This is a genomic window from Shewanella fodinae (assembly GCF_014651955.1).
Classification (GTDB): domain Bacteria; phylum Pseudomonadota; class Gammaproteobacteria; order Enterobacterales; family Shewanellaceae; genus Shewanella; species Shewanella fodinae.
Genome location: NZ_BMXW01000015.1, coordinates 37,528 through 60,744 on the forward strand (window position 1 = coordinate 37,528; position 23,217 = coordinate 60,744).

At 49.1% G+C, this 23,217-nt stretch carries 20 protein-coding genes; 8 read left to right on the forward strand and 12 right to left on the reverse strand.

The features are described from left to right. Positions 1–26: 26 nt before the first annotated feature. From IE064_RS13335 to ung, 3 genes are all read right to left on the reverse strand, one after another. Positions 27–584, reverse strand: coding sequence for an acyloxyacyl hydrolase (locus IE064_RS13335; RefSeq protein ID WP_229800051.1), 558 nt, complete (start codon positions 582–584; stop codon positions 27–29). A gap of 653 nt (positions 585–1,237) precedes the next feature. Then, positions 1,238–1,945, reverse strand: coding sequence for a dihydromonapterin reductase (gene folM / locus IE064_RS13340; protein WP_133037837.1), 708 nt, complete (start codon positions 1,943–1,945; stop codon positions 1,238–1,240). Between the two features lie 55 nt (positions 1,946–2,000). Then, positions 2,001–2,663 carry a uracil-DNA glycosylase gene (gene ung / locus IE064_RS13345; protein ID WP_189618202.1) on the reverse strand — a complete coding sequence of 221 codons (663 nt, stop codon included), beginning with the start codon at positions 2,661–2,663 and terminating at the stop codon, positions 2,001–2,003. 147 nt (positions 2,664–2,810) lie between these two features. On the opposite strand from ung, the gene IE064_RS13350 reads away from it, so the two are divergent. Beyond that, positions 2,811–3,215 carry a tautomerase family protein gene (locus tag IE064_RS13350; protein ID WP_189618203.1) on the forward strand — a complete coding sequence of 135 codons (405 nt, stop codon included), beginning with the start codon at positions 2,811–2,813 and terminating at the stop codon, positions 3,213–3,215. A 109-nt stretch (positions 3,216–3,324) separates the two neighbouring features. After that, the gene (locus IE064_RS13355; RefSeq protein ID WP_189618233.1) at positions 3,325–3,645 is read left to right on the forward strand and encodes a DUF3144 domain-containing protein; all 321 of its coding nucleotides are present in this window, start codon (positions 3,325–3,327) and stop codon (positions 3,643–3,645) included. Positions 3,646–3,718: 73 nt separating this feature from the next. Here IE064_RS13355 and IE064_RS13360 read toward each other — a convergent pair whose 3' ends face one another. After that, complete coding sequence (locus IE064_RS13360) at positions 3,719–4,729, reverse strand: zinc-binding alcohol dehydrogenase family protein (RefSeq protein WP_189618204.1); 1,011 nt, start codon at positions 4,727–4,729, stop codon at positions 3,719–3,721. Between the two features lie 161 nt (positions 4,730–4,890). On the opposite strand from IE064_RS13360, the gene IE064_RS13365 reads away from it, so the two are divergent. After that, on the forward strand, positions 4,891–5,793 hold the full coding sequence (locus IE064_RS13365) for a LysR family transcriptional regulator (protein WP_189618205.1): 903 nt from the start codon (positions 4,891–4,893) through the stop codon (positions 5,791–5,793). Between the two features lie 11 nt (positions 5,794–5,804). On the opposite strand, the gene IE064_RS13370 is transcribed toward IE064_RS13365, so the two are convergent. From IE064_RS13370 to hemG, 4 genes are all read right to left on the reverse strand, one after another. Then, entirely contained in the window at positions 5,805–6,419 is a 615-nt protein-coding gene (locus IE064_RS13370) for a LysE family translocator (RefSeq protein WP_133037842.1), read from the reverse strand. 195 nt (positions 6,420–6,614) lie between these two features. After that, entirely contained in the window at positions 6,615–9,116 is a 2,502-nt protein-coding gene (locus tag IE064_RS13375) for a TonB-dependent receptor plug domain-containing protein (RefSeq protein WP_189618206.1), read from the reverse strand. A 473-nt stretch (positions 9,117–9,589) separates the two neighbouring features. Further along, the gene (locus IE064_RS13380) at positions 9,590–10,105 is read right to left on the reverse strand and encodes a cytochrome b/b6 domain-containing protein (RefSeq protein ID WP_189618207.1); all 516 of its coding nucleotides are present in this window, start codon (positions 10,103–10,105) and stop codon (positions 9,590–9,592) included. Between the two features lie 9 nt (positions 10,106–10,114). Further along, on the reverse strand, positions 10,115–10,639 hold the full coding sequence (gene hemG / locus IE064_RS13385; RefSeq protein WP_189618208.1) for a menaquinone-dependent protoporphyrinogen IX dehydrogenase: 525 nt from the start codon (positions 10,637–10,639) through the stop codon (positions 10,115–10,117). 250 nt (positions 10,640–10,889) lie between these two features. On the opposite strand from hemG, the gene IE064_RS13390 reads away from it, so the two are divergent. Further along, a complete protein-coding gene (locus IE064_RS13390) occupies positions 10,890–11,729 on the forward strand; it encodes a TIGR03899 family protein (RefSeq protein WP_133037846.1) in 840 nt (279 codons plus the stop codon). A gap of 13 nt (positions 11,730–11,742) precedes the next feature. Here the strand turns inward: IE064_RS13390 and cobA are convergent, their stop codons facing one another. Further along, a complete protein-coding gene (cobA, locus tag IE064_RS13395) occupies positions 11,743–12,546 on the reverse strand; it encodes a uroporphyrinogen-III C-methyltransferase (RefSeq protein WP_189618209.1) in 804 nt (267 codons plus the stop codon). A 252-nt stretch (positions 12,547–12,798) separates the two neighbouring features. Here cobA and IE064_RS13400 point away from each other — a divergent pair, with 252 nt between their 5' ends. Together IE064_RS13400 and IE064_RS13405 are read left to right on the forward strand one after the other, a co-directional pair. Further along, positions 12,799–13,713 (forward strand): phospholipase A, encoded by a 915-nt coding sequence (locus tag IE064_RS13400; RefSeq protein WP_189618210.1) that lies wholly within the window; start codon positions 12,799–12,801, stop codon positions 13,711–13,713. Positions 13,714–13,733: 20 nt separating this feature from the next. Continuing rightward, a complete protein-coding gene (locus IE064_RS13405) occupies positions 13,734–15,134 on the forward strand; it encodes a S41 family peptidase (protein ID WP_189618211.1) in 1,401 nt (466 codons plus the stop codon). A 313-nt stretch (positions 15,135–15,447) separates the two neighbouring features. On the opposite strand, the gene IE064_RS13410 is transcribed toward IE064_RS13405, so the two are convergent. The 3 genes from IE064_RS13410 to IE064_RS13420 are packed head-to-tail and all read right to left on the reverse strand — an operon-like array spanning position 15,448 to position 19,737. Further along, positions 15,448–16,206 carry a phosphoadenylyl-sulfate reductase gene (locus IE064_RS13410; RefSeq protein WP_189618212.1) on the reverse strand — a complete coding sequence of 253 codons (759 nt, stop codon included), beginning with the start codon at positions 16,204–16,206 and terminating at the stop codon, positions 15,448–15,450. After that, entirely contained in the window at positions 16,199–17,893 is a 1,695-nt protein-coding gene (gene cysI / locus IE064_RS13415) for an assimilatory sulfite reductase (NADPH) hemoprotein subunit (RefSeq protein ID WP_189618213.1), read from the reverse strand. The genes IE064_RS13410 and cysI overlap by 8 nt, the downstream gene beginning before the upstream one ends. A 53-nt stretch (positions 17,894–17,946) precedes the next feature. Continuing rightward, positions 17,947–19,737 (reverse strand): assimilatory sulfite reductase (NADPH) flavoprotein subunit, encoded by a 1,791-nt coding sequence (locus IE064_RS13420; protein WP_189618214.1) that lies wholly within the window; start codon positions 19,735–19,737, stop codon positions 17,947–17,949. Between the two features lie 421 nt (positions 19,738–20,158). Here IE064_RS13420 and IE064_RS13425 point away from each other — a divergent pair, with 421 nt between their 5' ends. Together IE064_RS13425 and pntB are read left to right on the forward strand one after the other, a co-directional pair. Then, entirely contained in the window at positions 20,159–21,688 is a 1,530-nt protein-coding gene (locus IE064_RS13425) for a Re/Si-specific NAD(P)(+) transhydrogenase subunit alpha (RefSeq protein ID WP_133037853.1), read from the forward strand. Between the two features lie 13 nt (positions 21,689–21,701). Beyond that, positions 21,702–23,186 (forward strand): Re/Si-specific NAD(P)(+) transhydrogenase subunit beta, encoded by a 1,485-nt coding sequence (gene pntB, locus IE064_RS13430; RefSeq protein WP_189618215.1) that lies wholly within the window; start codon positions 21,702–21,704, stop codon positions 23,184–23,186. The last annotated feature ends 31 nt before the right edge of the window (positions 23,187–23,217 follow it).

Genomic DNA, 23,217 nt, shown 5'->3' on the forward strand with positions numbered 1-23,217 from the left:
ACCTCGCCAAAAACCGCTAGCAAATCTCAGAACCGCCAACTGTAGGCCAAATTCAGCAAATCGATACCAGGATTGTGTTTACTCAGCCCCGCATTGGAGTAGTGCAGATAAGTTAACGACACCGTCTGTTTACGTGTTTTCCCAAAACGAAATGCCAATCCAATGCGATCTTCGAATTGAAAATGTAATCCTACATCCTTGCCCGCAAAATAAGTGTCATCTAAAAATGCAACGCCTATTCCCCCCTCCAGATATGTATCAACCCAATGCCCGCTAGATAGCGGATAACGTAAGATAGGCGACACCGCTAGCACAAAATCAGTATCGTGTTTATGTTGCTCACCATAGCGCCAGAAATTGACGCTGGTTTCTAATGCAACTTCAAGATCTGGGCTGATGTTTTGCAGCGTATCCAGGTAAACCTGATACGCAAGCTTTACACCATCGAGTTCTCCTTCACCATGGATGTAGTTTATCGCTGCTCCCTGACCGACCTCAGCACACGCATCTTTTGCATATAATGTACTGAATATTAATAAGAATAATAAAAAAGCAATGGTCATCAAATGCAACTGAGATTTCATAGAACCTCCGGCAATGAACGAATATCCTGCGTATTCTTTCCAAAATTAAGAATATGGATTACTAAATAAAGGCAAAACACCCCTATTAAATGGAATGATTATTGATAGCTGGGGGTATTAGCCGTGTTCTTTTGTAATTCTGATTATTATATTTCTTATCAATAAAGATAATTACCCACTTTAAAAGTGACAGTGTGTTGCATCGGCAAAGAGATGTAACCATGTTGTGAGTACACACTCACGTTGCAACAGACATTTATCTTGGCAGCAATATTGGGTATTTCGTTAAGAGAGATTCAGAAGCGGAATAACAAGCGAGCAACGATAGTGAAATATCATGCAATATCAGAAGTTATCACGGGTTTATAACAACAAAAAAACTGCCATTGCCGGTGTTGCCATTTCGACAGTCCGTCATGACATCATGGGTCACTCTATGAACGTCACACAATCAATGCAACAGTGTCAATGTCCCAACCAAGTGTCTATAAAAAACGCTTGGTAGCTAAGCAGCGCGAAGAAGTACATCTCTCCAGAAAACCAAGACTTAGGCAGAGCCGCTGATACCGAGGCAAACGCAGCATGTTCATCACGCTGATAACTATAAGACTTACCACCATTTAACCACTTAACACCGAGCACGATTCGGCCGGTTATTTTAGTGGTCGGCCACCATCAAGATTCAGGCAACTGCCGGTCATGTAGCGACTGTGCAGCAGATAACGCACCGCTGAGACAAATTCCATATCGCCCCCCACTTTAGGCAACAAGGCTTTGGCGAGAGATTTCTCACGGTATGTCGCATCGTCATGCTCATTAAACAGCATCATCGCTGGAGCGATACTATTGACCTTGATGGTCGGCGCCAATTTAGCAGCAAACGATAGTGTGAGATTTTCTAGTGCAGCTTTGCTGGCAGCATAGGCAATGTGCTTGGCACTGCCTTTTTGCGCAACATAATCAGTCACATGAATGATATCCGCGCCACCAATTTCTTCAGTGTCGAGTAACTCCGCCAACGCTAGATTTAACTGGTAAGGCACCCCTGCATGGATCGCCATCATCTGCTGAAAAACCTCGGTCACGGGGACGCCCGCGTCTTCTGCAAGCCAATCTGAGGCGTTGTGAACAATCGCGCGCAGTCCTTTGCATTCCTGCCGTATCCAGTCAATAAAGGTAGTCAGCGCCTGAGGCTGCAACAGATCGATGCGATATAACACCGCGCCATGGCTACGTAACTCATCCAGTTCCGGATAGTGACTGCGATAGGTGCCAATCACCGGCCAGCCATCAGCTAACAACGCTTTAGCGGTTGCCAACCCTAGTCGCCGGCCAACACCTGTAATCAGAATTGGTTTCATTGTTATTCGCCCCAATATAGTCGGGCTTTGATTGTTTCAGTATTTTTGGTCAGCATCAAGGCTGCCAGTCAATGGCCGGTTTACCCCATGCCTGTAACTGCTGATTGATCGCTGAAAAATGATGACATCCAAAAAAACCACGGTAAGCGGATAAAGGTGATGGATGGGGCCCACTGATAATCCGGTGCTGCGGTGCAGTGATAAGTTGCCCTTTTCTTATGGCATGACCGCCCCACAGCACAAAAATAATCGGCTTGCGCTGTTGATTCAAAAGATTTAACACGTGATCGGTGAACGTTTCCCAACCCGCTTTGGCATGCGAGTGAGCCTTGCCTTGCTCAACGGTCAATACCGTATTGAGCATCAATACGCCCTGAAGCGCCCAACGCTCTAGAAATCCCGACGCTGGGATCTGAAATCCCTCAATATCGTCGGCCAGCTCTTTGTAGATATTCTTCAATGAGGGTGGCAACGGCACGCCCGGCTTTACCGAAAAACATAGTCCATGAGCCTGACCCGCACCATGATAGGGATCCTGCCCCAGCAACACCACCCGCACCTCAGACAAAGGTGTCAGTTCAAAGGCGCGAAAAACATCGGCTTCGGGAGGAAAAATCACCTTGCCAGCACGTTTTTCCTGAGCCAAAAATGCGTTTAGTTTTTGAAAATATGGCTGCTGCTGTTCTTCAGCAATAAAACTCTGCCAACTATCAACCATGGCGTTCCCCTATAGACGAAATCGCCACAGCTTAAAAGCTGGCAGCGTTTCAGACAAGGAGTTCCCTCCCGCCTTGGGCGCCTTAGTGCAAAATGCAGCCGTCAGACTTACAATCGACCACACAAATTGTCGTAAGGAACCAATATTATGCCGTTACTGGTATTCGATATGATTGAAGGGCGTACGCCAACAGCGGTACGGAAGATCCTAGATTGCAGCCATCAGGTGGTACTGGATGTGTTTGGCGTACCGGTGCGCGACAGATATCAAATCGTCCATGAAAATAAAGACTATCAGATGGTGATTGAAGACACTGGGCTCGGCTATGAGCGCAGTCGCGATGTGATAGTGCTGAGAGTATTTACCAGTCCCCGCAGCCTCGAGCAAAAGCATCTGTTCATGCAACGCCTGAGTACTGCACTGCAGCATCAATGCGCTATTGCCCCCCAAGATTTGGTGATCTCTTTTTTCAGTAACAGCCGAGATGATTGGAGCTTTGGTGAAGGAGAGGCCCAATACAGTAGCGGCAGACTGGGCGCAACGCCAAAGTAAAATACTATTGCCACCCTATAATCTGCCACTAGCACGCCAGATTTTGCTTGGCGACTGAACAGATTTGAGTAAAATCGGCGCCTAAACCATTAGCAAGAGCAAATATATGATGTCACAAGCCAACAACAATGAAACCACCATTTTTCAGCTCGCGGATCAGTTTATTGCCCTCGCCAACGAGCTGACGCAGCAGCATGAAGACCTTGGCAAAATTGGTACAGCGTTGCGCTTTGCCGCTGCCCGCTTTAACGCGTTTGAAGCCGCGGTCAAATCCGGCGATTTGAAAGCCGAAAAGAGCAGTGCTCTGGAGTGGTTCACTAACGAATACCGGGAAATGCTGGATGACAATCTGGAAGATCATATTGCCAATCCACCAGCTAACACGGCAGAGGACGATGGCAGTAACGATGTACAACAATTCCGTCCTTGAGCGCTATCAGCATGACGGACACCAAGAAAAATGGGCGCCTTCTAAAGATGCCCATTTTTCCCTGTGGAGTCGTTTAAAAACCTTCCAGAACAATTTTGCCTCTGGCTTGGTGAGATTCTAGCAGTTGATGGGCCTTGCGCAGATTCGCCGCATTGATAATACCGAAATGCTCATTCACGGTGGTTTTCACACGACCATTATCAATCAGTTTTGCCAACTCGTTAAGGATCTGTTGCTGCCGCGCCATATCCTCTGTTTGGAATAACGAACGGGTATACATAAACTCCCAGTGCAGTGCCAAACTTTTACGTTTCAATAGCTTCACATCGAAAACATCTGGATCGTCAATCAACCCCAAATGTCCCTGCGGTAATAATGACGCCACGATCTGCTCAATATGTTCATCGGTATTATTCAGAGAGGCGACCCATTCCACGCCCGCCAGACCCAATGCACTAATTTGCTCACTCAATGACTGATGGTGATCGATAACGTGGTGCGCGCCTAATGAACACAGCCAATCTTTAGACTGTGGACGGCCAGCGGTCGCGATGACCGTGACTTCCGTTAATTGCCGTGCCAGTTGCACCAGAATGGAACCAACACCACCCGCAGCACCAACGACCAACAGTGCTTTCCCCTTACCAGCGGCCATCGGTAACGCCAGTCTGTCAAACAGCAGTTCCCAAGCGGTCAATGCGGTCAGCGGTAATGCCGCCGCTTCCAAGTTGCTAATCGTTTTAGGCGCAGCCCCAACAATGCGCTCATCAACCAGCTGTAATTCAGCATTGCTGCCGGGGCGCGAGATATCTCCGGCATACCAGACGCGATCGCCAGGCTGATAGGCCGTCACTAATTCCCCCACCTGCTGTACCGTGCCAACGGCATCCCATCCTAGTACTTTGTATTGTCCGTTCTCGCCGCCGACCCGACTGCGGATTTTGGTATCCACCGGATTCACGGAGATGGCCTGCACAGCCACCAGTAAGTCATGCCCTTTAGCGATGGGTGTAGGCAATTCAATATCCGCTAAAGTGTCGTTACCGCCAAGTACGTGCGCTAGTTTGTATCCCACAGCCTTCATTGTGATGTTCCTCTTTGTCATGGCGTATTAACAATGTGTTGGTGATTCCCGTACCTAATCTACCTGGCATCCACAACGGGAAAAACCATTGATATTTAATAATAGATTCAAATAATATTTGAAAATACATCGCTGCCATTCCTGAATCAACTGAGCCATAGATGCTACGAGCACTGCAGGATTTACAGATCTTTGTTGCAACGGCCAGACAAGGCAATCTTTCCAGCGTCGCCCGTGCCATGAACCTAACACCAGCCGCTACCAGCGCCGCAATCAAGCGTCTGGAGCTACAACTGGGAGCCCCGCTATTTGTGCGCTCCACCCGCAGCCTGCGCTTGACCAAAGACGGTGAGCACTACCTGCAATATTGTGAACAGGCACTGTTACAACTGGAACTGGGCGAAAATTTGTTACGCAGTGGTAGGGAAGCGTTACAGGGTAAGCTACACCTGTCGTTGCCGTCAGATCTGGGGCGTAATCTGTTAGCACCGCTACTCGACGGTTTCATGGCGGCACATCCGCAAGTGGAACTAAGACTGCAGATGAGTGATCATCTAACCAACATCTACCGGCAGCCAGTCGATTTGGTGATCCGTTATGGTCAGCCACCAGACTCGGCGCTTATCGCCCTACCATTAAGCCCTGAAAATGACCGAGTGCTGTGCGCTGCACCCGATTATATTGCGCGCTATGGCACACCAACGCATCCGCAGGAACTATATCGCCATAACTGTTTGTGTTTTATGTTGGCAGATACAGTTCACGACCATTGGCGATTTACCCGGGCAGAGGAATTTATCAGCGTCAATGTCAAAGGCGACCGTGTGGCTGATGATGGCGATATGGTACGGCGCTGGGCCATTGCTGGGGATGGAATTGCTTATAAATCACGCCTAGATATTACTGCTGATCTAGCAGCAGGCCGACTCCTGCAGCTATGTCCAGACTGGCAGGGCGAAGCCGCCCCGTTATATATGTTGTTGCCAGACCGCCGCCAACTGACGCCACTGATCAAAGCACTGCGCAGCCATTTACTGCAATATCTGCCACAGCGCCCGGTCTAATCCAATGGCTGTTACAGCGATACCACCACCCGCAATGCCAACAGCAATAATACGCCGCCTGTCAGTTTGTCGATCACCGTGGCGTTATGACGCAACTTATCGAGAATCTTCGGTTGCGACAGCATAAAAGCAATAAAGGTGTACCAAAGGCCATCAACCACAATCGGCGTAATAACGATCAGCCCTTTGCCGGCGCTGTGTTGCGCTGCCAACACAAATTGACTGAATAACGCCATAAAAAATAACATGATTTTGGGATTCAACATGGAAATCGCTAAACCATCGCGTGCCGCTTCCAACACGCTGGAGCGCTTACCTGCCGCCAGTTTCTGTTGCATACCGCCGGTTGATCGCAGCGCTTTAATCCCCAACCATGCCAGATACAGGGCTCCTGCGATCGCAATGACTTTAAACAACATCGGAGAATGCTTCAACACTGCGGCTAATCCCAGCAGAGTTATCAATGCATAGGTGCCGATACCAATGGAATGAGCCCAAGCGCAAGCTATCCCTTGTGCCCGACCGCCACCAAGTGTGTGCCGTACCACCATTGCGAGGCTAGGTCCTGGCGACACCGCGCCTAAACAGCAGATCGCTAACAACCCCAGCCACATACTCCAACTCATGCCACAAACTCCTTCACCATTAATGCCATTGTTGCAGCGGTTTACCCGCTAAATGCACACTATATACCAGTTACCCGGAACACCACACCGCCGATCTGATAAGTGGTAGAAAAACAGACCAGCAAACTGGTCTGTCAAGAGATAAAAGTGGCTACGGGGTAACAGAGCAATATATCTGCCCCCGTGGCAGCGGAATTAGAAGCGATAAGTCACGCGTCCATAGTAAAAGCCGCCATTAAAGCCATAGGGAGAAGTGATCGGATATTTCGCCCCAGCAACACCTGCCCAAGGGTTATCATCTGGATAGGTATCCAACAGATTCTGCGCGCCAACGGACACATTCCAGTCATCGTTGATGTCATATCCCAGTTCCGCATCTACGGTAAAGGCACTGCTGACATCAATGGGCAACTCGCCATCAGAACCCAGATGATCTTCCCAATAAGCACCGTAGTAATTGAGCCGCACCATAGTGTGTAAATCAGCCGTCAAAGCCTGATTGTAGGTCAAAGAGCCTTTGTGATGAGGCAGAGATTCCTCTAACGCCTTCACCTTAGACGCGCTGATATTGTCTGGGTTGAACTTATCCACTGTCGTTTCCGTCCAGTTGTAAGCCAGCGAGAAACTGCTGCCGTCCAACCATTCTGGCGTGTAAGTCGCGACCAAATCGATACCTTGGGTGGTGGTATCAAAGTCGTTGGTAAAATAGCGTACGGCAGAGAAACTGCTGGCATCTAGGATACCCTGAGAAACCAACGCCGCTTTATCTTCATCCGTGAGCGTCAGTGGTGACGTTTGGGTAATACGATCCTTCAACTTGATATGGAAATAATCCACCGTCAGGAAGAAGTTGTTGGCGTTATATACACCGCCAAATGACAAGTTAACTGACTTTTCCGGATCCAGTGGTTTACCGCCTTTTTGCACCGAAATAGGGTTGGTCGGTGGCAGCGTTGCTTGATCTTCCAGACCATTAGGACCGAATGCGGTCGTTACGTTACGAACATTGTTCTGCCCCACGGTTGGCGCCCGGAACCCGGTACTGGCCGCGCCACGTAGCGAGAAATTATCATTGATGCTCCAGATAGCACTGAGTTTACCATTAGTGGTGGAGCCAAAGTCGTCATAATGCTCGTAACGCACGGCACCTGTCACCAGCAGATCGTTGCTCAGCTCTTTCTCAACATCCAGATAGACTGCGGCGTTACCGCGGCTCCAGCTACCTGAATCCTCAGGTTTGAAACCGGGAAAACCGTTGGAACCAATACCAAATCCCTGCGACGCCAGCGGGCCAATCTCAAAGGAATAGGGATCGCCGTTGTAAATTTCAAAGGTTTCACGACGATATTCTAGCCCCGCTGCTAGGCTCCAAGTATCAAAGCCAAGATAATCAAAATCCAGGTTCAGACCACGTTCCATCTCGACATATTTACCGGGATCAAACGTCGTTGGCGTCTCTGGGCCGAGAGAGGCATTGACAGTATTTTTGATATAGAAGTCTGATTCGTTACGTCCATAAGACGCCGTGAAGTCGTAGCTCAGGCCACTTGCCATATCACCTTTCACGCCAGCCACCAGCGAGGAGTCTGTCACAATACCGCCAAAGCGTGGTGTAAAACCACCTGGGAACATTTCGTTAAACACGAAACAGACGTCAGATGCCATCGCCTCAGCAATAGTCATCCCGGCGCAATTGCCAGACATATCACCGGTCAAATCTCCCACTAACGGTGTAGCACCACCATCGTTGCTGTAAACTCCAGAACGGTTAGACGGATTACGATAAAAGAAACCGCCTTCGACATTACGACGGGCCCAGTTACCAAACATATAGGCTTTCTGATGATCATTCAGATCTAGGCCAGCATTAAAGAATAGCGTCAGATCGGATTTGGTTTCCGGCGTGCCCCAGATCTGCGCAGGATCAGGCACATCAGTATTACCTGCCGCCTGCAATGCGGCCGCATCATCACGCTGTACGCTACGGCTGGTATCATCCTGAGCACGATACTGAAAACTGAAATTGGCAAAACCGTTAGCACTTAATGGCAGACCGATATTACCGGCCACCTGCGACAGCGTACCGTCGCCTTCATAATATTGGCCACTACGGAATTCAAGTTCACCACCTTCCGCACTATCTTTTAATTGAAAGTTAATCACCCCAGCAATAGCATCAGAGCCATACTGTGCGGCTGCACCATCACGTAACACTTCGACTTGCTTAAGCGCAATAGCGGGAATGACCGAGATATCAGGCCCTTGAGCACCATCTGAAATCCCTGCCCCTTGGAAAGCAATCACTGAGGCACGGTGGCGACGTTTGCCGTTGACCAGCACCAAGGTGTGATCAGGTGCCAAACCGCGCATGTTGGCTGGGCGCACTAAGGTGGCCGCATCACTAATGGGTTGCGCATTGACATTGTATGACGGGACCACTTTTCCCATCAGATCATTCATGTCAGTAGCACCATTCTTGGTAAACTCTTCACTACCGATAATATCTACCGGCACCGGAGATTCACCCACAGAACGAGGAGCCGCCCGCGAACCGACAACGGCAATTCGTTCCACACTCTCACCGGTTTTTTTATCCGTAGCAGGCGCTTCTTCTGCAAGTACCGGATATCCTATAGCCATCAGCACTGAGAAACTCAGCGCATTTAATTGCAACGCACGTTGGGTTGAGTTCTTCATCTTCCATCTTCTCTGTCAAATGTTGTTGTTTATTTAGTTTTTTCAGGAACGTTCGACAGAATTCGTCCCCTATTCCATCTTCCCGAATCTAAAAAATCACATTAAATAAACAATTTTGCAACATTCATTAAAGATGCAAAGATAAACAATTAAAAATAATTATTAAATCAACAATAGAATATGTTAAAAAATGATTATTGATTAAAAATAGACAGATTTTAATGAGTCTAATCTATAAAAAATCGCAATAAATAGACTTAAATACATTTAAAATAACCAAATTTAACGAAAATTTATTCAAATTTAGTATATAAAAGTATTTTTATGACTAAAAAAAAACTGCAACCGCCTAAAAACATGTCATAAAAGATATGATTAAACACATCAAAAATTAACATATTTAACATTCGTCAAAGAAGGCAACTTTAGCACCGATGACGAGATAACGTTGCGCTGTTAATGCGGCAGGTAAATCAATCGCGGATAAGATCAAGTAGGTGACTAAGTGCACACACTACGTGCAAGATCAGTAAAGTGATAAACAGATAGACAAACGAATGGTGCCAAATTCGCCAGAACAGCGCTTCGTTACTGCCCTGCTCAAAAAACCACATACCACCGCTAAAGCAGACTGCCAATAGCGCCACCATAGTCAATCCTTCCACCAGACTGAACAGACCGACCCCACCAGCTGCTGGAATTCGACCATGTCTCAGGCCGTTAAGATCATGCCATAGCGGCTGCCAGTTCCCGACAAACACGCCAAAGTACTGGCGCCAGCTACCGCCAATGATGTTGCTGATAAAAAAGGTCGTAGCGACAACACAGCATACAAATCCCAGCCAAATATGACTCAGGTTCCAGAACCCTGGATTCGTAGGTAGAGCGCGTAACATGACCAACTGCCCACCTTCTGCCAACAGGAAGATGCAAAGCACCATCAGCAACAAATGTTGCAACCGTTGATACAAGGCCAACAGGCTATTCATTATTGGCTCCTATGCTGCAGTCGCAAACTTATCGGTAAACGCGGCGACTTTCTGCCAGTCGGTATATTCCACACAGGTGTTCGGATCTGTTGGCCCTTTCGTTATCCACATGATGAAACGGATAATATTACGATCCATCGCATCATATCCCTGATAATTCAGATTACCGCCGAACACCGCCAACAACTTCGGCCGCCAACCGGATTTAGCAAGAAAAGCTTGCATATAAGGGTTGGTTTCCGGAGTATTTTTCGCCGGTTTACGGGCCACTAAGCTCACCGAAAAAAAGCCATTAGGCTTAGTGTCCAGAAGCGCCTGATGCTGGCGAATAAAATCATAAACGGCGGGATTATGTTTGCCATGGCGGATACTGGCACCGATCAGAATACGGTCAAATTCCCCCAATTCCGGCGCTTCACTAATGGTCGACATAGTCACATCCTGCCCCTGCTGCTGTAAGCGTTTGGCCATAAATTCACATATTTTACGGGTTTGCCCATGCACGCTGGAAAATAGAATGAGGGTCTTGTTCACCTTAACACCTGTATGTTCAATCTGTTAGCTATAGATAATGGTAGGGAAATAATGCCATAGATTTCATGAATCAGATCACGAGCATCGGCAGTGGTGTCCAGTAAAAGTCATTAATTAAAAGCAGTTCACAAAATAATGAGTGCTTGTGACAGCTTGAGGTTCATCCGCGCAAATTGCTGCAGAGATCTGGACAGCAGACCGCCCTTTCCGCTTATAGTATGCCATACAAAGCTTAATCCAGAATGATGCTATGGCAGAAAACCGTCAGCTGAATGATGCACCTCAGGTCGAAAATGCGCTAGACATGTCCGCACGTAAAAAAGTGCTGCGGCTCGGGCGTTTGTTGGGGCTAGCATCTGAACAAGATTATCATCCTGCCAGCGCTACCTTGGGGCAACGCGCCAGTTTCCGCTTAGCCCAGCAGCAGCAACAATATCAGCAGAATCTGGAAAATATCTATGCGATGGCGTTGAGCTATTCCTCTTCGGAGGTAGCGGGGGCAGAACTGGATCCAGACTGGATCCATCAGTTTTTCCAGATGGCGGAGCAGATCCATAATCGCAAAATGCAGGATCTTTGGGGCAGGATCCTTGCCAGTGAAACGGTAAACCCAGGCAACTTTAGTCTGCGCACGTTAGCGACACTGCAGCAACTGACGCTGCGAGAGGCACAGTTAATGGAAAAAGCCCTAGGAATGACGGTAAAAATCAATAATGAACAGCGAGGCAAGCTACTAGGCAACTACCGTGTTGCCGGAGGGTTAGGACAATATTTTCGTAAACACAGTGCGGTAAATCTGGGATTGTCGCAGTTTGGTCTGCCTTACTCTAACTTGCTAACACTTATGGACGCTGGTCTCATTCACAAGAGTGAATTTGAAACGGGCATCTTGCCTGCAAAACAGGCTATGACATTACAGTTAAACCAGCAACAGCTGACGATTACGCCGAAAAATAATCATCTGCTGTTTGGCTATTACCGCTTCACCGCCATTGGTGAAGAACTGGCGCAACTGGTACCCCCACGCCAAGATCTGGCGTACGTTGATGCTTTAAAGACCCTGCTACAACAGGATTTCCAGGTCAACTAACAGTTGTGATAGGTCACTGTGCCAGGGCTGCGGGTACAGTCATTGCCTGAGGTTCAAACCAATTGAGCTGCGCCGCGAGACTAGCAACCTGACCTATCACCATCAGTGCTGGCATTTCTAGCTGTGGATGGCTGGCTAACGTCCCGAGTTCGTTTAACGTCCCGAGAAAACACTGTTGCCGTGGTGTGCTGGCACAAGACACCAGCGCCACCGGTGTATCAGCCGCACGCCCTGCCGCTAACAGACCATCACGGATAGCCGTGGCGTTGAGTATTCCCATATACACTACCAACGTCATATCGGCATCACAGTATTGACGCCAGTCGACTGGCATACCGGGACGCTGGCAATGGCCGGTGATAAAAGTTACCGTTCGCGCGAGGTCACGATGGGTAAGCGGAATACCTGCATATGCAGCAGCACCACTGGCAGCGGTGATTCCGGGCACGACTTCAAAGCGGATCCCTGCTGCGGCTAACGCTTGCAGTTCTTCACCACCACGACCAAAAATAAACGGATCCCCACCCTTCAGACGCACTACCCGTTCACGGCTATAAGCTTTAGCAACTAACAACTGATTTATCTGCTGCTGAGAAGCACTATGGCTACCAGCACGTTTACCCACAGCAATTTTTTCAGCCGACGCCGGGAGTAGTGACAGGATCTGCTCACTCACTAACGCATCATAAAGAACCACATCGGCGCTTTTCAAAAGCCGCCAGGCTTTGAGGGTCAGCAGTTCAGGATCGCCAGGGCCGGCCCCCACCAGATAAACTTTTCCTTTAACCTGTGCATCGGCTAGATGTAGTAACGCCATATCGATGAACCCCGCTTGTCATTAGCGGCAATATAGCGGCTTAAATATTCTTTATTAAATATATAATTATTAGTTTTTATGCCTATTGGTTATTTAAAGCCGCTATTAGTTGTTACGATGGCAGTTGCATTTACCATGTTCGTCAAGCTGCAATCCCCGACGTAAATTCAAGCGACTGTTAAACCAATTATTTTCAATGCTACACTGCTGACGCACGCTTAACTATTGATAGGTCTCAGGGAGAAAGGACGCATGAATTTTCCATATTTCGCCGCTTCGATTCTTGGATTCAGCAGTGCGCTATGCAGCTACCAAACACTCGCAGCTGACGATGGAGAAAACCAGACATCTTTAGTGGAGCAGCGAGTTAATCAGGAACTGAAAGCGTCTGATAATCCGTTTGTTATCATGCCGCATAAGGTCAACTATTTCCTCCCCGTTACTTACAGTTCATCGCCTAACAGCAAGCCATTTGTCGAAGATATGGAACAACAAGGCTACAGTCTCGATCATGTGGAAGCAAAATTTCAGATCAGTTTTAAATTTCCGTTAGCCTACAACATCTTTGGCAATAATGGTCATCTGTTTTTCGCCTATACCAATCAATCCTGGTGGCAGGTATACAACAAAGACAGCTCATCACCTTTCAGAGAAACCAATCATGAACCAGAGCTGTTCATGTTGTTCAACAATGATTGGAAAATCGGCGACTTTACCAACTCCTTCTGGGGATTTGGTGTTGTGCATCAATCTAACGGGCGTTCGGGATTGCTGTCACGCAGTTGGAACCGCATCTATGGCAACATGATTTTTGATAAAGGACCGATGGCGATATCACTCAACGTCTGGTGGCGTATTCCAGAAAGCGATAAGCAATATGCCGGTGATCCCGAGGGGGATGACAACCCAGATATAAATGACTATATGGGTAATTTTGAGTTAACCGGGTTATATGGCCCTGGGAAACATCGGTTCAGTGTGATGCTGCGGAATAATCTCAACACCAGTGACAACCGTGGTGCCGTGCAACTGACCTGGAGTTATCCGATTTTGGGAAATCTGCGGTTCTACGCGCAGTACTTCAATGGCTATGGTGAAAGTCTCATCGACTACAACGCTCATACGGAACGTTTGGGCATAGGTGTGGCTCTTAACGATTTGCTGTAACACGAGGTAACAACGCTGCAATGGCAATGAGGTCTGGCTTCAGGGAGATTTTTTATCTATTTTTGCTGATGCTGTTGATTAGCAGCCTGCAACTATTGCGATTTGTACTGCAACGACCATTACCTCAAGGTGTGTTGACTCACGAACAAATGGTGTTGGATCTTCAGCTATTACAACAACAGTTGAGTGATTATTCAGCTTTTGTGGTACTAAAACCCGACCGCCTCAAGCTATTGCAGCAACGGGTAAGTCAAATCACCGCACGCTATCCTCAAAATATTAGCCTTAATCGTTTTAATACCGAGGTCCGTAAACTGGTGAGTCTGATAGACGATCCAGGTGCCAGTGTTTCAGCGTTGCCCTTAGCCTCGGCATTACTGCCAATCACTGTGCAACAGATGCAACAACAGTGGCTGGCACTGGATGATAGCGGACAACCGCTAGATTTATCACGCCCATTTCTGAGTCATGTCGATGGATTACCGATAGCGCTGTGGCTGCAAGCAGCAAGCACTATGGCGACACCAAAACAGCTGCTGGCACCGCTGCTGCAACAGTTACAGGTACTGCGACAGGAGCTCGGACTACGCGACAAAGACACAGTCACCTTGACGCTGACAGGTCATAACGTCGACACCGTAAATATTGAACTGCCCATCAGATATAAGCTGACGACTAAACGCAATCCGGCAATCAGCCAGTGGCAGTGGTTGGATACAGAAACTGAATTATTCCGTTTTGGCGATCTGGATAGGCTTGAGAACGATCGGCAACTACAGCGGGATTTCCAAAAGGCATTACAGGCCAAAACGCTGATCCTAGATATGCGACAAACCAGTGGTTTCAGCCCAGTGCTACTACAAATGCTAGCTAAGGGCCGACAATATCCCGCCTCGCAGCCAATGGGATATGCTCGTTATCGTCGGGCATCGCAGCTACGCAGTGACTTTCTCAATCCTTTGGGGTACGTACCATTAAATCACTTTCAGTTATTTCCGCCAATCAGTGCAGTATTAAGCCGCCAACCACAACCAGAGCTCAGTCAATGGTATGCTCGGCCGCCGATGGTTACCCCCAAGGATGTGGTGCCGCTAGCGACACAGCAACTGCTACTGTTAATTGGGCCGGGATGTCGCAATGAATGTGAGTGGTTGGCTTACTATGCTAAGGGCTGGCGTAAAACATTGCTGATTGGCGATTCCACCTCTGGCGATTTAGCGCGCAAACATGATTTCAGGCTGCCGGCCAGCGAAATTACCGTGAGTATCAGCGCCTCACTGGTATATGACCAATACGGTAACTTACTATCGGGTAAAGGCACCACGCCAGATCTGCAATTGCCACTGCCACAAACATTACCATGGTCCAAATTGTTACAGGCGCTAAGGCTACATTTTACAAAAACGCCCACGGTACAATAATCGAAAACGGCCCAGACTCAGCCAGTTGGGACAGCAAAAAGCGCAGGCAGTCGTGGTCGGTAAGCCAATTAAAGCGGTGCGCAGGTCAATAGTGCAGTTATCACCTTCAACATCGGCTTATCGTCAAAGGCCCGTATCGACCTTGCCCGCCAGCGTTTAGCCTAGACGGCTAACGGTGGGCCTCGTTTCTCATACGCGAGGAGATAATCTATAAGCATCGTTTATGGATAACGCTGTCAACGACCTGCCACCCGTTTATTTAACAAGCGATAACGATTGCAGCATCACCATTAACGCACTGTTTATTCTGCCTTTAGATTTCAAAATGCAGGCCGCATTCCCGTTTAAGGCCATTGAAACGGGTTTCCTCCTCGCTCATTCCAGGCTGAAGTGGTTGGCTAGAATGGGTATCCCCTACTGACACATAATTTTGGTACCACAAGGGGTGGTAAGGCAGTTCGTGCTGTTGCAGATAATAGTGCACATCGCGATTGCTCCACTCAACGATAGGCAACAGCTTGTAGTGACTGCCATGAATCGCCAGCAACGGCAGCGCTTCTCGGGTAGATGCCTGGCTATGCCGCAACCCCGCAAACCAAGTGCCAACCTGCAACTCTGCCAATGCCTGTTTCATCGGCTCGACTTTATTCATGCGATTATAAAACTCAAGCCCCTCTACCCCTTTTTCCCACAGTTTGCCAAAGCGCGCCTCTTGCCAAGCTGGCGTTAATTCCGAGCGATACACCTTAAGATTCAAGTGCAGTCGTTCGGTCAACTGATCAATAAACTGATAGGTTTCTGGAAACAGATAACCGGTGTCGGTGAGGATCACTGGCACATCAGCGCTGATACTACTGACCAGATGCAACATGACCGCTGCCTGGATGCCAAAACTTGAGGAAAGCGCATGATTTCCCGGCAAATAATCTAACGCCCACTGAACACGCTGCGCGGGCGTTAATTGCCCAAGGAAAAGATTGATAGCCGCCAGTTGCCGCTGCTGCTCAGTTTCATCCGCCCGCAATAACGCAGTTAGCTGCGCCGCCGTTACTGGTGAATTAACCTCAGTCATGGAAATCCCTAGCCGCATCCAATACGGCCTTAATTACCCCGACACGCACCACAAAATCGCCAAAGTGTTCGCCCGCATTACGTTCAACGGCATAACGTGCAAATAACCTATCCAGTTCGCTTAATATTTCCGCTTCCTGAATATTTTCCCGATACATTTTATTGAGCCGAGTGCCCTCGAAACTTGCGCCCAAATACAGGTTATAGCGGCCTGGCGCTTTGCCTACCAAGCCAATTTCTGCGGCAAATGGGCGAGCACAACCATTAGGGCAGCCGGTCATACGCACAACAATCGGCTGCTCGGCAATCCCATGTTTCTGTTGCAGCGCCTCAATTTTATCCATGAATTCCGGGAAATAACGTTCTGCTTCCGCCATTGCTAGCGGACAGGTTGGCAACGCCACACAGGCGATGGAATGCCCACGACTGGCACTGATCACTTCTCCGAGTAAACCGTGTTGACGGGCGAGGTCTTCAATCTGTTGTTTGGCAGCATCTGCCACCCCAGCGATGATAATGTTCTGATTGGCGGTCATGCGAAAATCCCCTTGATGGATTTTGGCAATCTCCCGCAAACCGGTTTGCAGTGTTTTTCCGGGCAGATCCTTGATGCGGCCGCCTTCGATAAACAGTGTCAGATGCCATTGGTTATCGACACCTTTGGCCCAGCCATAACGATCGCCGCGATCGCCGATAACCACTTCACGCTTGGGCTGAAACTTCACACCAGCACGGTTTTCGACTTCCGCTTTAAATGCCGCAAAACCGCGATCGACGATGGTGTATTTCAGGCGGGCGCGTTTACGGTTACTACGATTGCCCCAGTCCCGTTGTAAAGTCATTACCGCTTCCGCAAACTTAATGGTGTCTTCGGCGCGGATAAAACCAAAATCATCGGCCAACCGTGGGAAGGTTTCTACCTCACCGTGGGTCGACCCCATGCCGCCACCGGCAACTAAGTTAAACCCCACCAGTTCATCATTTTCGGCAATCGCAATCAGGCCAAAGTCGTTGGTATAAACATCCACATCGTTATCCGGTGGCACGGCCACTGCCATTTTGAATTTACGTGGCAGATAGGTGTCACCATAAAGCGGTTCTGCTTCCATTTCGGTACTCAGCAGTTTTTCGTCATCCAACCAGATCTCGGCATAGGCCTTGGTGTGCGGCAACATATGGTCCGACAGCTTTTTAGCCCAGTAATAAGCCTGCTGATGCAGTTTGGATTGCACCGGATTAGGATTACACATCACGTTACGGTTAACATCACCACAGGCGGCAATGGAATCCAGCGCTTTACGATCCAGCCCTTGAATAATGGTTTTCAAATTGCGCTTGGGAATACCGTGATACTGAAAGGTCTGGCGTGTCGTTAATCGAATGCTATTGGAGGTGGTCAGCTCGGATGCAATACGGTCGACTTCCAACCACTGCTGTGGCGTGCATACGCCACCAGGGACTCGGGCCCGCAACATAAAGCTGTATAGTGGCTCCAGTTTCTGCTCTTTACGCTCATTACGCAGATCACGGTCATCCTGCTGGTAGAAACCGTGGAATTTGATCAGTTGCTGATCATCTTCGCTGAAAGCGCCGGTAACATCAGTCGCTAATCCCTGCTTAATGGTGCCGCGCAGATGTTGACTGTGACTTTTAATACGCTCATTGGCTGATAATTTTGGCTCGCTCATAACTCACTCTCTTTGATGTCAGCCGGCCAATAGCACAGCGCTGACCATAGCACTCAGTAAACGTCTTTTTGGAAACGCCCCTGCACCCGCAGATTTTCCAGATATTCTGTGGCTGCTTCGACGGCCAAACCGCCGTGCATCACCACCACCTCCAGTAATGCCTGCTGCACATCCTTTGCCATGCGCTCGGCATCGCCACACAGATACAGGTAAGCCCCGCGTTGCAGCCACTGCCACACATCTTCACCTTGTTCACGGATCCGTTGTTGCACATAAATTTTCTGTTGCTGATCGCGGGAAAAAGCTAGCGAAATTCGGCTTAGCTGGCCATTTTTGAGGTATTGTTGCCACTCGGTCTGATACAGAAAATCCTGTTCAAAGTGAGGATTGCCAAAGAATAACCAGCTGTCGGCGGTTATCCCTTGGGCTGCCCGCTCCTGCATAAAGGCGCGGAACGGCGCCACACCGGTACCGGGGCCAATCATTATTACTGGCGTTTCAGGTGCTGTCGGCAAACGGAAGTGTTTGTTAGCTTCTACATAAACCCGCAGTTTCTGCCCTTCTTGGGCGCGCGCCAGAAAACCAGAAGCGGCGCCATAACGCGGAATGCCGTTTCGTAACTCCGCAACTAACCCGACGGTCAGATGCACTTCAGTGTCGACTTCACGTTGGCTGGAAGCGATGGAATATAGGCGCGGAGTGATCGGCCGCAACACATCGACAAGATGCTGAGCATCAACCTGAGTGATGGGATACAAGCGTTGCAGATCCGCTAACTGATGCTTTTTGATAAATTCCCGGGTTAGCTCGCGGTCAGCGGCAATTGCTTGCAATTCTTCGCTTGCGCTGTGTTCGGCCCAGAATTGCACCAATCCCGGATACAACTGTGTCAGTTCTTTCACCTCGGTCAGTGCCTGATGCAGGCTATATGTTTGCTGTTGGATGGCAACTGTGGTTTCCCCATCAAGCTGGAGGCTTGAGAGCAGTTCATCCACTAATGCCGCATAGTTGCTGAAATACACCCCAAGGGCATCGCCAGGTTGATACTGAATGCCCGATTCGCCCAAATCAATTTCGATGTGTCTGGTATCTTTTATCGAATTACGCCCGGTAATCTTCTGGCTGAGTAGGATCTCCGCTTCGTATGGTTGCTGCTTGCTAAAGACGGTGGCAGCACTTGCCCGTTTGGCACTATCGATAGCAACCACCTGCGCTGATGATTGTAAGTGAGGCTGCACCGCTGTCAGCAATTGCTGCTGCCATTGTTCAACAGCTTGCTGATAGTCCACATCGCAATCAACGCGCGCTAACAGCGACTGAGCGCCCAACGCTGCCAATCGCTCATCAAACTCTTTACCGGTCTGACAGAAAAATTCATAGGACGAATCACCCAGTGCCAGCACAGCGTAATGCAGCTGTTCGAGTCTTGGTGCTCGCTTTGACGCCAAAAACTTGTGTAATTCAATGGCATCGTCAGGAGCTTCTCCTTCACCTTGAGTGCTGACGATCACCACCAGTAACTGCTCTTGCTTGAGAGATCGTGCGTTATAGTCTCCCATAGCACAGAGGTTTACCGCATACCCTTGCGCGCTCGCCTGTGCTGCCAATTGGCTGGCAATCCCGCGGCCATTGCCCGTCTGACTGCCATACAGAATAGTTAAGGTATTACCGGGCTGTGTTTGCACAGATGCCGATATAGGTAAAGCAGCGCCAGCGCTGGCCGCGAGATAGCCACTGACCCACGCCTGCTGTAACGGTGTTAACTCACGGGCAAATTGCTGTAGTTGAGCGACCTGAGAAACCGACAAGGGTGACGCCAGTGGTGAAAGTTCTTTTAATGACATGCAGCGGAGCCTTGAGACAAACAGATAATCGCAAGCTTATCTGTCACGAAGAAAGTCAAAAAAGAATAATATTTAATTTTTTATATTTTTTTTGAATATGAGATTTATAGCGATTAAGTTAAAAAAGTGTGGCATAGCGCAAATTATTTGCTCCGACCAGCCAAGAAAGAGTCAGCTAAAGCAATCTGCGCTTGTTTCCAAGCAAAGAGTTGCGACAATGCCCTAGCACTGTTTGTGCAGCAAAAGGAAGACTGTCGGTTCTCAAAAAATAGAGTAGTCTAGTATTCTGATGCTGCAGGCATTGTGTGACCGCGCTGCGGTATCTGCATTGTCTTCAGTTGACCGGACACACAGATTTTTATCTGCCTGCTTACGGAGCAATGCGGGCAGATGTTTATTTACCAATCATCAGGAATCAGTCATGCAAATTGGAATACCGAGAGAAATTCTCCCCGGTGAAACCCGAGTCGCTGCGACCCCGGCCACCGTTGAGCAATTGAAAAAACTCGGCTTCGAAGTCGTCGTTGAGGCGGGCGCGGGGGCGCTGTCCAGCTTTGACGATGCAGCCTTTGAAGCTGCTGGAGCCAACGTCGCACCAGAAGTGTGGCAAGCGGATTTCATCTTCAAGGTCAATGCACCCACAGATGAAGAAATTGCCAAAGTGAAAGATGGTGCCACGCTAGTCAGTTTTGTCTGGCCGGCGCAAAATCCTGAATTGGTGGAAAAACTGTCTAAACGCAACATCAATGTGATGGCGATGGACATGGTTCCACGTATTTCTCGGGCCCAATCCATGGATGCATTATCCTCCATGGCCAACATTGGCGGTTACCGGGCAGTGGTTGAAGCGGCCCATGAATTTGGTCGTTTCTTTACCGGTCAAATCACTGCTGCCGGTAAAGTGCCACCTGCGAAAGTGCTGGTTATCGGTGCTGGGGTTGCGGGTCTGGCCGCCATCGGTGCGGCGGGTTCTTTAGGCGCAATTGTCCGTGCTTTCGATACCCGTTTGGAAGTGGCAGAACAGATTGAATCGATGGGCGGTGAGTTCCTCAAACTGGATTTCGGCGGTGAAGACGGCGCCTCATCTGACGGTTATGCCAAAGTGATGAGCGAAGAGTTCATTAAGGCTGAAATGGAACTGTTTGCCAAACAAGCCAAAGAAGTCGATATCATCATTACCACAGCGTTGATCCCGGGCCGCCCGGCGCCTCGGCTGATCACCAAGGACATGGTCGACACCATGAAACCGGGTTCCATCATCGTGGATATGGCCGCAGCTACAGGTGGTAACTGTGAATACACCCAACCTGGTGAACTGTTTGTCACTGGCAATGGGGTAAAAATTATCGGCTACACCGATCTGCCCGGCCGCTTGCCAGCACAGTCGTCACAGCTTTACGGCACCAATCTGGTGAACCTGATGAAGCTGATGTGCAAAGAAAAAGACGGTAACGCGGTTATCGACTTTGAAGATACGGTGATGCGCAATATGACAGTGATCAAGGCAGGGGAAGTCACCTTCCCACCGCCAAAGATTTCTGTTTCGGCAGCGCCACAGCAACAGCCAGCAAAAGTGGCAGCAAAAGATGCCGCCGCGCCTAAAGCGCCATCTAAACTGAAATATGTGTTGGGTGCCGTGGCTGCCATTGCTTTTGGTGCCGTGGCGTCAGTTGCGCCACCAGAGTTTTTATCGCATTTCACCGTATTTCTGCTGTCCTGTATTGTCGGCTACTACGTGGTATGGAACGTGACACATTCACTGCATACTCCGCTGATGTCCGTCACTAACGCTATCTCCGGGATTATTGTAGTAGGTGCATTGCTGCAAATTGGTCAGGGTTCGGCGCTGGTTACTGGCCTGGCCTTTTTTGCTGTGCTAATCGCCAGTATTAACATCTTTGGTGGCTTTACCGTCACGCAGCGCATGCTGAAGATGTTCCGTAAAGGTTAAGGGGGAAGATATCGTGTCTCAAGGACTGGTAACAGCGGCCTACATCATCGCAGCGCTGTGTTTTATTCTGAGTTTGGCCGGACTTTCTAAGCAAGAAACCGCTAAACAGGGCAATATTTTGGGGGTCACCGGTATGGCGATCGCCCTGATTGCCACTATCCTTAACCCCGAAACCACAGGGGTACAGTGGATCATTCTGGCAATGGTGATCGGCGGCGCAATTGGCGTGCGGCTGGCTCTAAAAGTTGAGATGACCCAGATGCCCGAACTGGTTGCTATCCTGCACTCCTTCGTGGGTCTGGCAGCCGTACTGGTCGGATTCAACAGTCTTATCGACCTGCATCCAGCAACCACCACCAGCGTGGTCGTAACCGCCGGTTCAGATCTGCAAGCCACTTTAGATGCAGCAGCAGAAGCCTTTAAAGAAGCGGCCAAAGCAGCGCAGCATGCCCAGCTAACGGGGGCTATGCTCAATATCCACTTAGTGGAAATCTTCCTTGGTATCTTTATCGGGGCGGTCACCTTTACAGGTTCTATCGTGGCTTTCGGCAAACTGCGTGGCATTATCTCCTCCAAACCGCTGATGTTGCCGCAGCGCCACAAGCTGAATCTGCTAGCAGTGGTCGTGTCTTTTGTCCTGCTGCTGTACTTTGTGAATGTTGGTGGGAGTACCTTTGCGGTCTTGTTGATGACGCTAATTGCCTTAGCCTTCGGCTGGCATCTGGTGGCCTCTATCGGTGGTGCCGATATGCCAGTGGTTGTCTCAATGCTGAACTCCTACTCGGGCTGGGCCGCCGCTGCGGCAGGATTCATGCTGTCGAACGATCTGTTGATCGTGACCGGCGCATTGGTAGGTTCATCAGGGGCAATTCTGTCTTACATCATGTGTAAGGCGATGAATCGTTCATTCATCTCGGTAATCGCTGGCGGTTTTGGTACTGATGGTGCCACTAGCAGCAGCGACGAAGAGCTAGGTGAATATCGTGAAACTACCGCCGAAGAAGTGGCTGATCTGCTGAAGAACTCCAGCTCAGTGATCATCACCCCCGGATACGGGATGGCGGTAGCGCAGGCACAATACCCTGTGGCCGAAATCACCCAGAAACTGCGCGCTATGGGCATTAAAGTCCGCTTTGGTATTCACCCAGTTGCGGGTCGCTTGCCAGGCCATATGAATGTACTGCTGGCAGAAGCCAAAGTGCCTTATGATATCGTGTTAGAAATGGATGAAATTAACGATGATTTCGAAGACACAGATACCGTTTTGGTGATTGGTGCCAACGACACCGTTAACCCGGCAGCGGCAGAAGACCCAAGTAGTCCGATTGCAGGGATGCCTGTATTGGAAGTGTGGAAAGCGCAAAACGTCATTGCTTTCAAGCGCTCGATGAACACTGGCTATGCAGGCGTGCAGAACCCGCTGTTCTTCAAGGATAACACCCAGATGTTATTTGGCGATGCCAAAGAATCTGTTACCGCGATTCTGAACGCATTGTAATTTTACTACTTTGCGTTACAACTAAAAAAAC

Excerpts from the sequence above, each read along its gene's own strand:
- IE064_RS13350 (WP_189618203.1), top strand. The coding sequence starts at position 2,811 with ATGCCGTTACTGGTATTCGATATGATTGAAGGGCGTACGCCAACAGCG.
- IE064_RS13370 (WP_133037842.1), bottom strand. The coding sequence starts at position 6,419 with ATGAGTTGGAGTATGTGGCTGGGGTTGTTAGCGATCTGCTGTTTAGGC.
- IE064_RS13355 (WP_189618233.1), top strand. The coding sequence starts at position 3,325 with ATGTCACAAGCCAACAACAATGAAACCACCATTTTTCAGCTCGCGGAT.
- IE064_RS13375 (WP_189618206.1), bottom strand. The coding sequence starts at position 9,116 with ATGAAGAACTCAACCCAACGTGCGTTGCAATTAAATGCGCTGAGTTTC.
- IE064_RS13360 (WP_189618204.1), bottom strand. The coding sequence starts at position 4,729 with ATGAAGGCTGTGGGATACAAACTAGCGCACGTACTTGGCGGTAACGAC.
- IE064_RS13425 (WP_133037853.1), top strand. The coding sequence starts at position 20,159 with ATGCAAATTGGAATACCGAGAGAAATTCTCCCCGGTGAAACCCGAGTC.
- IE064_RS13390 (WP_133037846.1), top strand. The coding sequence starts at position 10,890 with ATGGCAGAAAACCGTCAGCTGAATGATGCACCTCAGGTCGAAAATGCG.
- ung (WP_189618202.1), bottom strand. The coding sequence starts at position 2,663 with ATGGTTGATAGTTGGCAGAGTTTTATTGCTGAAGAACAGCAGCAGCCA.
- IE064_RS13335 (WP_229800051.1), bottom strand. The coding sequence starts at position 584 with ATGAAATCTCAGTTGCATTTGATGACCATTGCTTTTTTATTATTCTTA.
- IE064_RS13405 (WP_189618211.1), top strand. The coding sequence starts at position 13,734 with ATGGCAATGAGGTCTGGCTTCAGGGAGATTTTTTATCTATTTTTGCTG.
- IE064_RS13365 (WP_189618205.1), top strand. The coding sequence starts at position 4,891 with ATGCTACGAGCACTGCAGGATTTACAGATCTTTGTTGCAACGGCCAGA.
- IE064_RS13410 (WP_189618212.1), bottom strand. The coding sequence starts at position 16,206 with ATGACTGAGGTTAATTCACCAGTAACGGCGGCGCAGCTAACTGCGTTA.
- cobA (WP_189618209.1), bottom strand. The coding sequence starts at position 12,546 with ATGGCGTTACTACATCTAGCCGATGCACAGGTTAAAGGAAAAGTTTAT.
- IE064_RS13400 (WP_189618210.1), top strand. The coding sequence starts at position 12,799 with ATGAATTTTCCATATTTCGCCGCTTCGATTCTTGGATTCAGCAGTGCG.
- folM (WP_133037837.1), bottom strand. The coding sequence starts at position 1,945 with ATGAAACCAATTCTGATTACAGGTGTTGGCCGGCGACTAGGGTTGGCA.
- IE064_RS13420 (WP_189618214.1), bottom strand. The coding sequence starts at position 19,737 with ATGTCATTAAAAGAACTTTCACCACTGGCGTCACCCTTGTCGGTTTCT.
- IE064_RS13380 (WP_189618207.1), bottom strand. The coding sequence starts at position 10,105 with ATGAATAGCCTGTTGGCCTTGTATCAACGGTTGCAACATTTGTTGCTG.
- cysI (WP_189618213.1), bottom strand. The coding sequence starts at position 17,893 with ATGAGCGAGCCAAAATTATCAGCCAATGAGCGTATTAAAAGTCACAGT.